We start from the raw sequence: 15,024 nt of genomic DNA, 5'->3' as shown, positions 1-15,024 counted from the left end.
CGGTTGCGCCGCACGGACCGATCGCCGTCATACTCGAGCATGGCCTCCTTGCCCTTCTCGATCCTCATGGTGTGCACCGGCAACGTGTGCCGGTCACCGTTCGCCGAAGCACTGCTGAGACGCCGACTTGCAGGGAGCGACGTGGTGGGAGTCGAGGTGCGCTCCAGGGGGACGATGGCGCTGGTAGGAGCGCCGGTGGCCGCCGAGATGCTGCCGGAGTTCGCACGGTTCGGCCTCTCGCCCGACGGGCTGGCCGGGGCGCAGCTGGATCAGGCTGCCGCGGTGCGTGCCGATCTGATCGTGACGATGAGCAAGCGGCAGCGGGCGTGGATCATCGAGGAATGGCCCGCGGTAGGGCTGCGCACGGTGATGCTCACCTCCACGGGTGCGCTGGCTGACTCCGGCGCGTCAGCGGACTCACCCCCCGGCGTGGGCGCAGGAGCGCATCGGGCCGGGATCCGCGCCTGGGCGCGGTCGGGTGCGCAGCTTTCGGCCGCCGACGTGCTGGATCCCTACGGCCGCTCCCCCGAGGTGGCGCGCCGATCGGCCGACGTGATCGCGGGGCACGTCGCAGAGCTCAGCCGGTGGCTGGGCACGGGTGACACCTGAGGGCCAGCACACCAGCGTGGGTCCCAGACGCGCGTTGGCCAGCACAGAGGCGCAGTGATCGAACCAGCCCGGCTCAGCGGGACAGCCGGATGAGCAGGGCCTTCTTAATGCCCGAATAGGGCGGCTAGATGTAGTTGGTCATGACGTTGTCGACGCCGGTGTGGAGGCGTGAGGCCGGGGGCTGATCGCCGCAGGCGGTGTGGGGCCGATGGTTGTTGTAGTGGTGGTTCCAGACTCTGATCGCTTCGCGGCGCTGGTTCTCGGATTTGTAGCGGCGGGTGTAGAGGCACTCGTCGCTCATCAGCCGCTGGTAGCGTTCGATCTTCCCGTTGTGCCGGGGCGTGTAGGCCCGGGTGCGCTGGTGCCGGCCGATGAACGCGCTGGTCGAACGGTTGAACTGGGCTTACCCTCCTGATGTTGACGCCTGAGATAGCGGGTCGTGCTGGCCTGCGGGATGGTTGTCGTCATGAGCAAGCGGAAGAGGTACACGCCGGAGTACCGCCGAGAGGCAGCAGCTCTGGTGCTGGATACGGACCGGCCGATCGCGCATGTGGCTGAGGAGATCGACGTGGGTGCGCAGTTGCTGGGTCGCTGGGTCCAGCAAGAACGCGAGCGCCGGGGCCCGGCTCCGGGCCCGGAAGTGCCGTTGGCGGCCGACGAGCGGGAAGAGTTGAAGCGTCTGCGGCGGCGGGTCCATGAGCTGGAGACGGACAATGAGTTCCTGGGAAAAGCAGCCGCCTTCTTCGCGTCGAAGCCACCTCGGCGGAACGGTTCGAGCTGATGGACGCGGAGAAGGCGAACTTCGAGATCACCCGCATGGCGCGGCTTCTGGGTGTGACTCGGCAGGGCTACTACGCCTGGCAGCGCCGTCGCCAGCATGGCCCCGGGTCGAGGGCTCAGCGGCGGACGGTGATCGATCAGGCCGTGCGCGAGCAGTTCCGGGCCTCCGACGATGTCTACGGGGCCCCGCGGATCACCCGTGAGCTCGCCGCCAAGGGCGTGGTGGTCGACCGGAAGACGGTCGCCGCGTCCATGCGTCGTCAGGGACTGGAGGGCATCAGCCCGAGCATGTTCACCCCGGTGACGACGATCCAAGATCCCGCCGCCCGAGGCTTCGCGGATCACGCCCAGCGGCAATGGGACCAGGGACGCCTCGATGCCATCTGGATCAGCGACATCACGTATCTGCGAACCGGCGAGGGCTGGCTCTACCTCGCCGCGGTCCGTGACGGGCACTCCCGGCGCGTGCTGGGCTGGGCGATGGACGAGTGTCAGGACGCCGGTCTCGTCGACCGCGCGCTGCGGATGGCACGAACCCTGCGCAGGGATGTCCCAGATGACCTTGTGTTTCATGCTGATCGCGGCACCCAGTACACGTCAAAGACCCTGTTCGAGACCTGCGAGGAGCTGGGGATCCGCCAGTCCATGGGACGGACCGGGGTGTGCTGGGACAACGCGATGGCCGAGTCGTTCTGGGCCACGCTGAAGACTGAGTTCTACGACCGGCGCTCTTGGCCGACCCGGGCCGAAGCGCGTCGCGAGGTCGCTCGCTGGATCGAGATCGTCTTCAACCGTCGCCGGCTGCACTCCAGCCTCGACTACACCAGCCCGGTCGCGTTCGAGAATGCCATCAAGCGCGACCAGGCCGAGACCGAAGTACACGCAGATCAGGCTCAAGCAGCTTGATCAACTGTCAACGACTTGCGGGCAGGCCCAGAACGCCTTCGCGGTGTAGTTCGCGCCGTTGTCCGTGACCAGCCGAGTGATGCTGGTGATGCCGTGAGCTGCGAAGAACACTCGGGCGCGGTGGAAGAACCCGATGGTCGTGGCGGCTTTCTCGTCCTCCAGAGCCTCGGTATAGGCCAGGCGGGAGAACCCGTCCTGCATGGAGTGGAGGTAGGTGTAGCCGACCTTCTGCTTGTGGGCACGCCTGCTGGCCAGGGCCTTCTCGCTGCCGCGGCCATGGGCCCACCAGCCGCCGCCATCGGGGATCTTCCCGACCTTCTTCACGTCCATGTGGACCATGTGACCCGGGTAGCGGGCCATGATCTTCCCGGGCTTGCGGAGGTCCTCCCCGTCGGGGCTGATGTCCCGGATCCGGCTCAGGTGAGTATTCGTAGTCGTGGGAGCCACCGAATCTTGCTCTTGGGGACCGCCGATCGTGCCGACGGGGGCCAGTAGCCGCCGCGGTGGGGACCACTGGCTCCCGCCGGCATCGGGTCACTGGGGCAGTGCGGTGTGTTCTCGCATGTTCCTGTCGCCGGTGTCGATCCAGATTGTGTTGTGCACGATGCGGTCCATGATCGCATCGGCGTGGACTGCTCCACCGAGCCGGGCGTGCCAGTCCTTCTTCGGGTACTGGGTGCAGAACACGGTCGAGCCGGTGTCATAGCGGCGCTCGAGCAGTTCCAGCAGCATCGAACGCATTCCCTCGTCAGGATGGTCCAGCAGCCACTCGTCGATCACCAGCAGCGAGAACGTGGAGTACTTCCGCAGGAACTTCGTCTGGCCCTGCGGCTTGTCCTTTGCCAGGGCCCAGGCCTCTTCGAGGTCGGGCATTCGGATGTAGTGGGCTCGGAGCCGGTGCTGGCAGGCCTGCTTCGCCAGCGCGCAGCCGAGGTAGGACTTCCCTGAGCCGGTGAAGCCCTGGAAGACCACGTTCTGTTGCCGCTGGATGAAGGAGCAGGTTGCCAGTTGCGCGATCACGTTCCGGTTCAGTCCCCGTTCCTCGACCAGATCCAGCCGCCGCAGGTCCGCTCCGGGATAACGCAGCCCCGCCCGGCGGATCAGACCCTCGACCTTTCCATGATTGAAGATGGAATGCGCCTCGTCCACGATCAGCTGGAGCCGTTCCTGGAACGACATCCCCAGCACGTGAGCCTCATCCTGGGCATCGATCGCGTCCAGCAGCGCGGTCGCGCCCATCTCGCGCAGCTTCCGCTTCGTGTCGTTATCGATCACGCTCACCGGACACCTCCGGCGTAGTAGTCGGCGCCACGGACGTATCCGCCGTCTTCCGCGGGTTCCTCGCGGGGTGGACGCAGGGCGGCGACCTTGTCCTGCCCGGTGGCCAAGATCGGGTGCAGATGCGCATAGCGCGGTGAACGGACCCGTCCCGTCAGCGCGAGTGCGCAGGCCGCCTCGACCCGATCTACGGAGAAGCGGCGAGAGAGCCGTAGCACCGCCAACGCGGGATCCAGGCCCTGTTCCACGATCGGCACGGACTCGAAGATCCGCTGGATCACGATCACCGTGGCCGGCCCGACCCGATCTGCCCACGCCCGCACCCTCTGCGCGTCCCAGGCCTGGAAACGCTCGCCCGCAGGTAGGTCCGCGTCGTTGGTGCGGTACTCATTGCTCGCGGTCTCCGGGAGCAGCAGGTGACTGGTCAGTCGCTGGCTGCCCTGATAGATCTCCAGCGTCCGGGCCGTGATGCGCAGATCGACCTTCGCGCCGATGTGCGCGAACGGCGCGGAGTAGAAGTTCCGCGCGAACGTGACGTGCCCGTTCCTGCCCACTCGTCGTCCGTAGTGCCATGTCGAGATCTCGTAGGGCACCGCCGGCAGCGGCGTCAGCAGCGGCCGCTCCTCCGCGTCGAACACGCTGGCGCGGGATCCGGGCCGCTTCTGGAACGGCTCCGCGTTATAGGCCTCCATCCGCTGCCCGATGGCGGCTGCAAGTTCGGGCAGGGACGTGAATCGCTGATCCCGCAGCCCGGCGATGACCCAGGTCGCGACGTGCGCGACGGTGTTCTCCACGCTCGCCTTGTCTTTCGGTTTCCGCACCCTCCCCGGGAGCACCGCCGCCGAGTAATGCGCTGCCATCTCGCGATACGCATCGTTCAGGACGATCTCGCCCTCGCGGGGGTGCTTCACCACACCGGTCTTGAGGTTGTCCGGAACGATCCTCGGGACCGTCCCGCCCAGCGCCTCGAACATCGCTACGTGCGCTCGCAGCCAGGACTCCTGGCGCATATCCAGCGCCGGGAAGCAGAACGCGTAACGAGAAAAAGGCAGGCAGGCAACGAACAAGAACACCTTCGAGACCTCGCCGGTGACCGGATCGGCCAGCTCCATCGTGGGGCCGGACCAGTCGACCTCCACGCTCTGGCCGGCCTTGTGACCGACTCTCGAAGCGGCACCGGTGACCATGACGTGGTGCTGGTAGGTGCGGCAAAACCGGTCATACCCCATCGCCGGATCCCCAGCCGCCGTGGTCGCGTCGAAGTACTCGCCGTGCAACAGCTTCAGCGTCACGCCGACCCTGGCCATCTCTCGATGGACCTGTTCCCAGTCCGGCTGTGCGAACACGCTCTCGTGCTCGCCCCGGCCCGGGAACAACCGGGCATACACCTGCTCATCGGCGACGTCCGCGATATCGCCCCACCCGATCCCTGCAGCGTCAGCGGCCTCGAACACCGCCCTCACGGACTTGCGGGACATGCCCTGCGAGGACGAAATCGCTCGCCCCGACAGACCTTCTGCGCGCAGCTGGAGCACCAGCTTCGCCCTGATCTTCCGTACCATTCCAGATTGCTCCTTCCGCCGCGTGCCCTATACACACGGCGGAAGGAGCGTAGACAGAGCGGCCCCAACGACACCACTGGTGGTCCCGAACGACGCCACCGCTACGGCAGCGACGTGGCACCCGAACCCTCGATCAGCGGACCCCAGCGAGGCGAATATTCACTCAGGCCCAGGCGGTCCAGCCAGCGCGTCACCGTGCGCACGCAGCACCGGAAACCCCGGGCGTCGGCAAGCTCACGAGTAATCCTGTGCGCGGACCACTTATTGGTCCGTCACCCGTGCTCGATCAACTCCACCACCCACGCAGGCAACCGTGACGGCCGCTCGGCGGGGGGCACTGGAGTGGTCCACGAGGCCGGCGCTGCCGCGGTCACGGTAGCGGGCTACCCACTTCGACAAAGTGGCCCGAGCGATGTGGAACTCGGCCGCGACGTGAGCGATCGGGCGTCCGCGCTCGAGCACCTCGGTGACAGCTCGCTGACTTCCAAGGACGGTCAGCGGGGCATTACGGTGGGCCATGGAACGGGTCTCTTCCAGCAGATGAATGGCTTCAGCACCACCCATCGTGCCGGTCAGGGACCCGTTCCTTCATCCCCGCACGGTGACTACAACGTCATGACCCGCAACACCTAACCCCAGCTGACACCTGATTGCGCATCAGTCCCGAGCGGATGCGGTGAAGTCGCGATTCAGCAGGTCGCCGGCTCGTTTCCCGTCCGGGTCGGAAATCGTCGTGCGGAGCTTCTTGACGCGCCGCACCCCCTCGAGCCCGAGGGCCCGCATCGCACGGTCCACCGCCCCGCGAGAAGTGCCGGCCAGGCCCTCCTGGCGACAGAGCAGGGCGCCCCACTTCCGCCGCCCATACAGGCCCTCCGGCGTCATCTGGATCTGCCCGGTGACCTGATCGGCCGTCCAGGCGAGGTCGCGGATTTTGTCCTCGACCAGGGCGCCTGCGACGGTGCGCTCAGCGATGCGGGCCGGGCGCTTCCAGGCCCGGTAGGTCCGTGCAGCGATCGCAAGGCCCTGCTGGGCTGGCTCAGGACGCGAAGGATCGGCTCGACTGCATAGCCCTCGGCTCTCATCTCGTCGATGAACGCCAGGATCAGCGGTTGCGGGGTGGGGGCACCTCCCGCTTGCGCGGGACGAGCTCCCCCGCGAAGAAAATTGAAGCCCGGCGAAGAATCTCGTTGTCCTCGCGCAGCCGTCGGTTCTCGGCCTTCAGTCGTTTGAGCTCGGCGGACTCCTCGCTCGTGATCCCGGGGCGGGTTCCGTCGTCGACCTCGGCCTGCGCGAGCCAGCGCCGTTCTGACGCCCGCGAGACGCCTTCTCGCCGAGCGACCGCGGTGACTGCGGCGGTCAGAGTGGGGTACTCCTGCTGGTGTTCCCTGACAAGCCGCACGCACCTCACGCGCAGCTGGGAATCGATCTTCCACGGCTGCCTGTCCATCCTTCCGGACTCAAACAGCAGCGGCATCAAACCTGGGCCGATTCACCGAGCCGATGGGGCCGCCGGCGTCGGTGACCAGCACCGTCTTCCCGCGCAGGAGCTCGTTGATGGTGCTCAGGTCGGTGTCGACCGGGCGGCGGCCGAGGAGGCCGGCCGGCTGGATCTCGCGAAGGTCGGTGTGGTGGACCCCGTCGATCATCTCGTTCAGCGGCGGGACGATCTTCGACGGGAGCTCGAGTTCCTTGGCCACGGCGGTGAGCGTGCCCATGGTGTCGGCGGAGATGTGGGTGGTGGCGATGCCGAGGACGTCCGCACCCGTGCGCTCGATGGCGGGGCGCAGCTGGTCGGTGGTCCCGGCGACGCTCACCCCGGCGTGGCGGAGGTGGCGCTTGCGCAGGTCGTCATCGAGGAACCCGACGGGCTTCCACGCGGAGGAGGGGTCGCGCAGCATCGAGTCGGCGAGCGCACGGCCGATGTCGCCGGCGCCGACGATCAGTGCGCGGGAGGGCTCGGCCTGCGCCTCGCGCAGGACGCGGAGGGTGCGTGCGGCGAGCAGGCGCACCAGGTAGCGCACGGTCGCGGCGGCGAGGATCACCATCGGGGCGGCGATGACCGGCGCGGTCATCGGCAGCATCTGCTCCGGCCACACCGCGTTGGTGGCGGTGACCACGAAGGCGGTGGCGAGGACGACGCCGGCCAGCGGCGCCATCTCGTCGAAGCTGCCCACGAGGTGACGGCCCTGGTGCAGACGCACCGCGCGGCCCAGCAGGGTGTAGACGGCGACGGCGATCGCGGTGAGCACCAGCAGTCCGAGCAGCGGCGTCCCGGCCCCGTCGAGGGACAGGTCGAAGGAGAGGGCGAGGGCTTCGAGTCTCAGCGCGGAGGCCGCCCAGAGTCCGATGAACCACATCAGCGCGTCGATGAGGATGAACGGCACCGGCGCGGGATGGAGGTCCCGGTCGTAGAGGGTGTCGGGGCCGGCATCGCGGATGGGCTGCCCGTCCTCGCTGATCCGTCGCGGACTGGATGCTGCGGGCCACAGGACGGCATGCAGAGAGATGATTGACACGACTCCCCCTCTTCCGATGGTGCGAACCTCTCGGACCTGCGACGTCACCGTCGATGTCCGATTTGCCCGCCTCGTGCCGTTTCGTACCATCCGTCAGGTTCTGATCCTTGTGAAGCCGGTCCACAGATTCCCGGCAAGTAGCCGCCGGCTGACCGACGGCCGGAGAGCGGCGACCATGAGCCGGGCGCAAGGGGGCAGCGCTGCGGCCTGCGTAGTCATGCAAGCCGCACCGGCAGTCCGATCAGCGCCCGGACAGCACGAAGCGCCGTCTCCAGCGACAGGAGACGGCGCTTCAGGGAAGGAGCGTCAGCAGTCTGCGACCGACGGGCGGTTCGCCGTGCCGGCGGTTCAGAAGTTGATGGTGATGGAGCCCGGGCTACGGGTGCCCGCCGCCGCCGCGCCGTTGGCGGCCGAGGAGACAGTGCTGTTGTTCAACCGGGAGCTACGATAGCTGCCCCCTGCTCCACCGGCGCCGCCGAAGGAGATCGATGCGGTCCCTGTGGAAGCGTTGTCCCGCACTCGCAGGGTCGTGCAGCTTCCGCTCCCGCCGCCTCCGTAACCACCTCCGCCTCCGGCGGAGACGTGCGACGTGGTGGCTGAAGCCGTCTGGACACCGTTCGCACCGTTCCCCGTGACGCCCGCCGTACCGGCTGCACCCGCCGTGCGCACGGCGCTGAGCTGCGTCTGGGAAGGGCCGACGGACGTGGTCCCGGCGGGTCCGCCTGTGCCGGCGGGCCCGCCGGATCCGCCGGGTCCGCCGCGTCCCCCGTTGGTCGTGGCCGTGGTGCTCGGCACGTTCGGGTGCGACGTCGCCGATCCTCCGCCATTCGCTCCGGCCGAACCGCCGACCGCCACGGCACCGCTGAACTGCGGGTACCCGGACGAGGTCAGCGCCGAGCCCCCACCGCCACCGCCGCCCCCTGCCACGACCAGCACCTCCGTGCCGATCACGATGGCCGAGGACCCACCCCCTGATCCACTCACGTTGTTGTTGGTCGCCTCCCCGGCGGACACCGCACTGAAGATCACGTCGCCGCCCTTGCCATATCCTCCACCGCCGGTTGCGTTCGGGGGCACGCGAACGCCCGTGGTCGTCGGTCGCACCCCTCCTGCGCCGACCGTCCAGGACAGGACCGTGCCCGGTGTCACCGCCAGGTCACCGGTGATACGGGTCCCGGCGCCTCCAGTACTGCCGTTGGCGGCGCCTCCACCCCCGCCGCCGACCACGGTCACACAGATCCGCGTCACCCCGGCGGGGACCGTCCAGGTCCCGGTGGTCGGATCCGACCCGGAGCGGGGGCTCGTGGCCGTGAACGTCCGCGACGGGCATTGGAAGGGCGAGGCGGCGACAGCGGGGGCGGAGACTGCCACGGCTGCGGCCGGCACCGCCCATGCCGCCGTGCGGGCCAGTCTCCGTCGGGAAATGGGCTGGTGTGGTGTGGTCATCGATGCCTGGTGCCTTTCTGGCTGCGAGTTCCGAGGCTCACGGGCTCGGTGGTCTTGATCAAGTATAGGCGCCGTCGAGTCCGGCCAGGAGGCCCCGATCGCAGGCTCCGCCCCTATCCAGCCGCAAGAGGACCGCAGGTGACAGGGTCAAGCCTCCGTCGAGGTCACGCGCACGCTCTCGTGCTTGGCGGAGATGACGCCGGGGGCGTACTCCCGCCAGTCCTCGTCGATCTCGAGGCCGAGCGCACGGGCGAGGTAGTAGCGGGGGACGTCGGCCCCGGCGAGGTGCACGAAGGGGTAGCCGCCGCCGAAGCGGGGGTTGATGTCGATGACGGAGGGCTCGCCGCCCTCGGCGAGGAACATGTCCGTGTCGATGAGTCCGGTGAGCTGCGCGCGGGCGATCTTCTCGGCGTTGGCGACGAAGGGTGCGGGATCCACGGAGGCGGCCTTGTCGGTCTCGCCGGCGCGCATGCGCACCTTGCGGCGGGCGAGCACGGCCCGCAGCTCGCCGGGCTCGCGCAGATCACCCACGATGTCCACGCCGTGCTCGAGCCCGGGCAGACAGGGCTGGACCACGACATCCTGGCCGCTGGGGGCTGAGCCGTCGGCCGGGGCGGGGGCGGAGTCGATCGCTGCGTCGATCGCGGCGCGGACCCCGTCGGCCGGGACCAGCGCGAGCCCGGAGGAGCCGCTGCCGAGGCGGTGCTTGACCACGAGGCTCTCGGAGGCGGCGGGGATCTCGGCGATGCCGGCCTCGTCGTCGCCGGTGACGGTGCGCGGGGTGGGCATCCCGATGCCCTCGAGCAGCTGGGCCATGCGGAGCTTGTCGGCGCAGCCGAGCTGCCAGGCGCGGTCGACACCGGGCACGAGGATGCCGCGCTCGCGCATCCGATCGGCGAGGTCGGTGGCGACATGGAGGTGCATGAGCTCGTAGTCGTTCGACAAGGTCGACGAAGAAGCCATTCCACGCAGCTCCGGTCTCGCTGGTCGCGACCCGCATGCCGAGCACTTCGCGGTGCCCGTCGCCATTGGCGCCGGTGGCTAGGAGGACGACAGCGTTGATCACGCGGCCACCTTCACGGGCCTTCATGGTCAGCGCGTCGGCGGAGACGAAGGTGCAGGGCCCGGCCTCGTCCAGCGGCCGGTGGCGGAACTGCTCGACGTGCTCGTCCAGATCTGCTGCCATCCTGCTGACCTGCGACTTCGAGAGACTGTTGATGCCCAGGGGTTTGACGAGCTTGTCCATGCGACGCGTGGAGACACCTGCGAGATAGCAGTCCGCGACGACCGTGATCAGGGCACGCGCTGCACGACCTGCAGTTCACCGCCCGCACCGCGCTCGGCGGTACGAGCGCGCCGAGTGCGGTGCTACTGGGGGCCGACGGCCAGCTCGCCGGCGGCCCCGTCAACGACGGCAGAGCGGTGATCGAGTTCGTGCAGGAGATCTGCGAGCAGCCGGCGGAGGCGGGCGCCGGAAACGCGCGGGAAACGCCACCCCACGCGTAACCCCCGAAATCGAGGGTCACGCCGGGGGAGTCAACGCGGCGTGTTCTTACCGACGGAGCCGCGAGCAACCTAGAGATTCAGCAGACCCGACGGGGAACCACCGTCCAGCAGGGCGACGTGCAGAGCGGCGATGTCGAATCTACCGCGCTCGATCGCGGTGTACTCCGCTGGCGGCACGAAGCTCGACTCGGCGGCTTCGTTCTGTGCATTCACCGTCAACGCGAGTACACCGCCGTCACCGAAAGCACTGAAGAGCACGTCGAGGAGCTGGTTCACCCCGTCGAGAGCCGTGTCGAGAACACCGTCACGACTGAATGCTAGGTCCACCGCACCCTCGACGACGCCGACGATTCCACCGACGAGAGTCGAGAGGACATCGTTTGCCGGCGTCACCGGCTGCCAGCCCAGCCGGAAGACCTCGATCGCCACGGCAGATCCGTCCACCACTTCGGCGAGCGTTCCCTGAATAGTCACCCCCAGGAGCGCCACGCGGATGGTGAATCGGCCCGGGTTCTCTGCCGCTACTTTGCGGGTTCGGGCTCTGGGGTGAGGGCCTCGTAGTGGAGCACTTCGGACTCTACTCGCGGGTTTTGTCCTCGACCAGGGCGTCTGCGACGGTGCGCTCAGCGATGCGGGCCGGGCGCTTCCAGGCCCGGTAGGTCCGTGCAGCGATCGCAAGGCCCTGCTGGCTCAGGACGCGAAGGATCGGCTCGACTGCGTAGCCCTCGGCTCTCATCTCGTTCGATGAACGCCAGGATCAGCGGTTGCGGGGTGGGGGCACCCCCCGCTTGCGCGGGACGAGCTCCCCCGCGAAGAAAATTGAAGCCCGGCGAAGAATCTCGTTGTCCTCGCGCAACCGCTTGTTCTCAGCCTTCAGGCGCTTGACCTCGGCGGACTCCTCGCTCGTGATCCCGGGGCGGGTTCCGTCGTCGACCTCGGCCTGCGCGAGCCAGCGCCGTGCTGACTCCCGCGAGACGCCTACTTGCCGAGCGACCGCAGTGACTGCGGCGGTCAGAGTGGGGTACTCCTGCTGGTGTTCCCTGACAAGCCGCACACACCTCACGCGCAGCTGGGAATCGATCTTCCACGGCTACCTGTCCATCCTTCCCGACTCAAACAGCAGCGGCATCAAACCTGGGCCGATTCAAGTAGGTGGTGGTATATGCGGTGTAACCGTTGATGGGGCGCGCGGTGCTGTACGACGCCGGGATCGTCCACGTCTGGTCAGTTCCGACCTGCCCCCACTTGAGGCCCGCATATGCCGCAGCGGGGAGGTAGAGCGTGGAGCGTGCCGCGGTGGGATTCGGGGTGGCCGGGACATTCTCCATCCAGATGCCCGCCGTCGGGTAAGCAGCGCTGCCGTTGATGGTGATGGTCTGCGTACGACCCGAGGGGCCACTGCCCGTGATGGACGACACGGCGAGGATGCCTCCCAAGAGAGGCGTTGGCGAGGCAGCGACCGCGGGCGCTGCAACAGCCACAGCGGCCGCAGGGGCAACCCAGGCCGCGCCCCGCAGCAGGTGCCGACGGATGGGATGGGATCGGAGCCGGTCATTGGCGCCCTCCTGGTGTTGATGGCTCCTCACGGGCACGGCGTGCGGACTCGACCCACACCCGGCTCGGAAATGGGACGTACTAAACGGTAGCGAAGGTACGATTCAACCTAAACCGGCGCAACGGTCACGCGGCCCTGTTCAGTCGTTGTGTCACACCGCACGGCGCGCTACGTCCGGATTAGGTCGATTTGCGCGTTCCCGCAGTGAGTCAACGGAACAACTGTCCGAGCAGAGCCCGCTTCGCCCCGCGGTACGGCGGGGTGACCAGCCGAAGCGTGTCGGGGCGCAGCGGCTTCTTCACGACAGGCTTGGCGTGGGTGAACACCTCGAGGCTCGCACGGCCGTGGTACTTCCCCATGCCGGACTCCCCCACCCCGCCGAAGGGCATGGTCTGGGAGCCGAGGTGGGCGAGGGTGTGGCTGAGAGCGAGGGAACCGGAAGAGGTCTCGGCGATGAACCGCTCCTCGACGTCGGGGCGAGGGCTGAATACGTAGGCGGTCAACGGTTTCTCGCCACTGTTGATGCGGGCGATCGCCTTGTCGGGCCCGGAGACTTCGAGCAGCGGGAGCACGGGGCCGAAGATCTCCTCCCCCATCACCGGATCGTCCCAGTCCACGCCGTCGAGGATCGTTGGCGGGAGGTAGCGATTGGCGCGGTCGGCGCCAGCGGTGCCGCCGAGCACGGCCTTGTCGTCGTCGATCAGGGCGAACACGCGGTCGAAGTGCTTCTGGTTGACCATCCGGCCGTAGTCGCGACTGCGTTGAGGAGTGCGACCGTACATCGAGGCGACCGCGTCCTTCAGATGGGGCACGAGGGCGTCGAGGGTGGAGCGCTCGGCCATGAGGTAGTCGGGGGCGACGCAGGTCTGCCCGGCATTGGTGAACTTCCCCCACACGATGCGACGAGCAGTGGCCGCGAGGTCGGTGCCCGCGTCGACGAACACCGGCGACTTCCCGCCGAGCTCAAGCACGGTGGGGGTGAGGTGCTCGGCCGCTGCGCGGGCGACGATCCGCCCCACAGCGCCGTTTCCGGTGTAGAAGATCAGGTCGAAGCGCTGCTCGATCAGGAGCGCGGTCTCCTCGACCGCGCCCTCGACGACCCTCACCCAGGCCGGGTCGAGGTGGGCGCGGACGAGGTGCGCGAGCGCGGCGGAGGTGGCGGGGGCGACCTCGCTGGGCTTGAGGATCGCGGTGTTCCCGCCGGCGATCGCGCCGATCAGCGGGGCGAGCGCGAGGTTCACGGGGTAGTTCCACGGGGAGATGATCAGCGTGGTCCCGAGAGGCTCGCGGCGGATCTGTCCGCTGGAGGGCGCGAGCAGCAGGCCGGGTCCGAAGCGCTCCGGTCGCAGCCACCCACGGAGGTTCTTGCGCACATGCGCGATCTCCTGGGCGACAACACCGAGCTCGGTGATCAGCGACTCGGTGCGGGACTTGCCAAGGTCCAGCTCGAGGGCCTCCAGCAGGCGGGGACGCTCGGCGCGGAGGCCGCGGGCGAGGGCGTCAAGCTGCGCGATCCGCGCCTCGACCGACCGGGTAGTGCCGGCGTCGAAGGAGTCCCGCAGCGCGGCGACGTCGGCGAGGATCTCGCCCCGTCGGACGGCGTCGAGGGCGGAGGGAGCGGCCTGGTGCGCATCGGTGGACATGGCTCCAGGGTAGGGCCGACGGACTCGGATGCGCCGTGGGCGAACCGCTGGCCCGTCCCCGTTCAGTCGGGCGCCCATGCCGGACAATGGAGGCGACGCCGTCCCGAAGGCCGGGCCGATGAAAGGAGGCTCCCCGAATGGCTGTGCTGCTGTCGGCACCGATCCTGCTGTCGATCACCCTGCTGATCTCCGGGCTCGCGAAGCTCGGTGCGCGCGAAGCGACCCAGGATGCGATGCGCTCGCTGCGCCTCCCGCTGCCGACGTTGCACGCTTCGGTCGCCTGGGTGCTTCCGGTGATGGAGATCGTGCTCGCGCTGGCGCTGTGGATCCCGGTGCCGCCGCTGCAGATGCTGATCGCGGGTGTCGTGACGTTGCTGATGTTCGCCTATCTGGTGATCATCGCGCGGGCGCTGACCTTCGAGGAGCAGGTGCAGTGCTCCTGCTTCGGCACCCTCGCCTCCCCCACCGTTTCCCGCGCCACACTGGTGCGGAACGTGATCCTCAGCGCGCTGGGCGTGCTGGCGGTGGTCGCGGCCGCGACCGGTGCGATGACCACTCTCCTGGTGCAGGAACCGATGGGATTGATCGGGCTCGGGATGGCGCTGCTGATCGCGATCGTGCTTACCGCCGCCACGATCGGGGGACGCGTCGCCGCGCCCGATGCCGACGCCCCAGCCGCTTCCGCCTCTGCGGAGCCGGTTCTAGAAGAGGACGAGCTGCTGGACTACGAGCGTTCCCCGATCCCGGCGGCGGTGCTGCAGCAGCCCGACGGCCGCCTGATCACCCTCACCCAGCTCACCGCGCAGCGCGCGGCTCTGCTGGTGTTCGTCACCGAGGGCTGCGGGCCGTGCGAGCGAGTGCTGGACCACGCTGAGGAGTGGATCGGCGAGCTGGAACAGACGCTGCAGGTGCGGTTCGTTTTCTCCCGCCCGCTGGAGCAGCTGCGGAAGCGGACCACGGACCGGATCACCGACCACGCGCTGCACGACCTGCAGTTCACCGCCCGCACCGCGCTCGGCGGCACGGGTGCGCCGAGCGCGGTGCTGCTGGGGGCCGACGGCCAGCTCGCCGGCGGCCCCGTCAACGGCGGCAGCGCCGTGATCGAGTTCGTGCAGGAGATTCGGGAACAGCTGGCGGAGGCACAGGCAGGCGGGGAACTGTCGTCCGACGGTTGAGTGCGAACAGGGAAGGTGCGATCCGGAAGCTCAGAGCCTCCAGCGACC

General features: G+C 68.5%; 9 protein-coding genes and 6 pseudogenes. 3 read left to right on the top strand and 12 right to left on the bottom strand.

Annotated elements, in window-relative coordinates; translation table 11 throughout:
• Positions 1 to 39 precede the first annotated feature (39 nt).
• On the top strand, positions 40 to 609 hold the full coding sequence (locus tag JOD52_RS00395; protein WP_204408429.1) for an arsenate reductase/protein-tyrosine-phosphatase family protein: 570 nt from the start codon (positions 40 to 42) through the stop codon (positions 607 to 609).
• Positions 610 to 733: 124 nt separating this feature from the next.
• On the opposite strand, the pseudogene JOD52_RS00390 reads toward JOD52_RS00395, so the two are convergent.
• Positions 734 to 979: pseudogene (locus JOD52_RS00390) on the bottom strand (integrase core domain-containing protein); the annotation flags it as partial.
• An 84-nt stretch (positions 980 to 1,063) separates the two neighbouring features.
• Between JOD52_RS00390 and JOD52_RS00385 the strand changes: the two are divergent.
• A protein-coding gene (locus JOD52_RS00385; protein WP_376983355.1) for an IS3 family transposase occupies positions 1,064 to 2,295 on the top strand; the annotation gives its coding sequence in 2 pieces (ribosomal slippage) (positions 1,064 to 1,346 and positions 1,346 to 2,295; 1,233 coding nt in all).
• A 30-nt stretch (positions 2,296 to 2,325) separates the two neighbouring features.
• Here JOD52_RS00385 and JOD52_RS00380 read toward each other — a convergent pair.
• The 11 genes and pseudogenes from JOD52_RS00380 to JOD52_RS00325 all read right to left on the bottom strand — a co-directional run.
• A pseudogene (locus JOD52_RS00380) lies at positions 2,326 to 2,715 on the bottom strand (DDE-type integrase/transposase/recombinase); the annotation flags it as partial.
• Between the two features lie 114 nt (positions 2,716 to 2,829).
• On the bottom strand, positions 2,830 to 3,576 hold the full coding sequence (locus JOD52_RS00375) for an ATP-binding protein (RefSeq protein ID WP_338124028.1): 747 nt from the start codon (positions 3,574 to 3,576) through the stop codon (positions 2,830 to 2,832).
• Complete coding sequence (gene istA / locus JOD52_RS00370) at positions 3,573 to 5,135, bottom strand: IS21 family transposase (RefSeq protein ID WP_204408388.1); 1,563 nt, start codon at positions 5,133 to 5,135, stop codon at positions 3,573 to 3,575. Before istA ends, JOD52_RS00375 begins: the two co-directional genes overlap by 4 nt.
• Before the next feature lie 161 nt (positions 5,136 to 5,296).
• Positions 5,297 to 5,654, bottom strand: a pseudogene (locus JOD52_RS00365) (helix-turn-helix domain-containing protein); the annotation flags it as partial.
• Positions 5,655 to 5,795: 141 nt separating this feature from the next.
• Positions 5,796 to 6,582: pseudogene (locus JOD52_RS16870) on the bottom strand (transposase family protein); the annotation flags it as partial.
• A 10-nt stretch (positions 6,583 to 6,592) separates the two neighbouring features.
• Positions 6,593 to 7,651: a nucleoside-diphosphate sugar epimerase/dehydratase gene (locus tag JOD52_RS17660; RefSeq protein ID WP_204408427.1), complete on the bottom strand. Its 1,059-nt coding sequence runs from the start codon at positions 7,649 to 7,651 to the stop codon at positions 6,593 to 6,595.
• 1,593 nt (positions 7,652 to 9,244) lie between these two features.
• A complete protein-coding gene (locus JOD52_RS00350; RefSeq protein ID WP_239551967.1) occupies positions 9,245 to 9,886 on the bottom strand; it encodes an ATP-grasp domain-containing protein in 642 nt (213 codons plus the stop codon).
• A gap of 145 nt (positions 9,887 to 10,031) precedes the next feature.
• A pseudogene (locus tag JOD52_RS00345) lies at positions 10,032 to 10,409 on the bottom strand (transposase); the annotation flags it as partial.
• 263 nt (positions 10,410 to 10,672) lie between these two features.
• The gene (locus JOD52_RS00340) at positions 10,673 to 11,092 is read right to left on the bottom strand and encodes a hypothetical protein (protein ID WP_204408425.1); all 420 of its coding nucleotides are present in this window, start codon (positions 11,090 to 11,092) and stop codon (positions 10,673 to 10,675) included.
• 91 nt (positions 11,093 to 11,183) lie between these two features.
• Positions 11,184 to 11,684 (bottom strand): annotated as a pseudogene (locus JOD52_RS16860) (transposase); the annotation flags it as partial.
• A gap of 683 nt (positions 11,685 to 12,367) precedes the next feature.
• Positions 12,368 to 13,801 (bottom strand): aldehyde dehydrogenase family protein, encoded by a 1,434-nt coding sequence (locus JOD52_RS00325; protein ID WP_204408422.1) that lies wholly within the window; start codon positions 13,799 to 13,801, stop codon positions 12,368 to 12,370.
• Between the two features lie 137 nt (positions 13,802 to 13,938).
• Between JOD52_RS00325 and JOD52_RS00320 the strand changes: the two genes are divergently transcribed.
• A complete protein-coding gene (locus JOD52_RS00320; protein ID WP_204408421.1) occupies positions 13,939 to 14,976 on the top strand; it encodes a MauE/DoxX family redox-associated membrane protein in 1,038 nt (345 codons plus the stop codon).
• The last annotated feature ends 48 nt before the right edge of the window (positions 14,977 to 15,024 follow it).

This window comes from Brachybacterium muris, from assembly GCF_016907455.1.
Taxonomy (GTDB): domain Bacteria; phylum Actinomycetota; class Actinomycetes; order Actinomycetales; family Dermabacteraceae; genus Brachybacterium; species Brachybacterium muris.
This window is presented reverse-complemented; position numbering and strand designations above follow the sequence as displayed.

Bases quoted from the DNA above. Each gene is read 5' to 3' on its own strand.
- JOD52_RS00395 (WP_204408429.1), top strand. From the start codon at position 40: ATGGCCTCCTTGCCCTTCTCGATCCTCATGGTGTGCACCGGCAACGTG.
- istA (WP_204408388.1), bottom strand. From the start codon at position 5,135: ATGGTACGGAAGATCAGGGCGAAGCTGGTGCTCCAGCTGCGCGCAGAA.
- JOD52_RS00350 (WP_239551967.1), bottom strand. From the start codon at position 9,886: ATGCCCACCCCGCGCACCGTCACCGGCGACGACGAGGCCGGCATCGCC.
- JOD52_RS00325 (WP_204408422.1), bottom strand. From the start codon at position 13,801: ATGTCCACCGATGCGCACCAGGCCGCTCCCTCCGCCCTCGACGCCGTC.
- JOD52_RS00320 (WP_204408421.1), top strand. From the start codon at position 13,939: ATGGCTGTGCTGCTGTCGGCACCGATCCTGCTGTCGATCACCCTGCTG.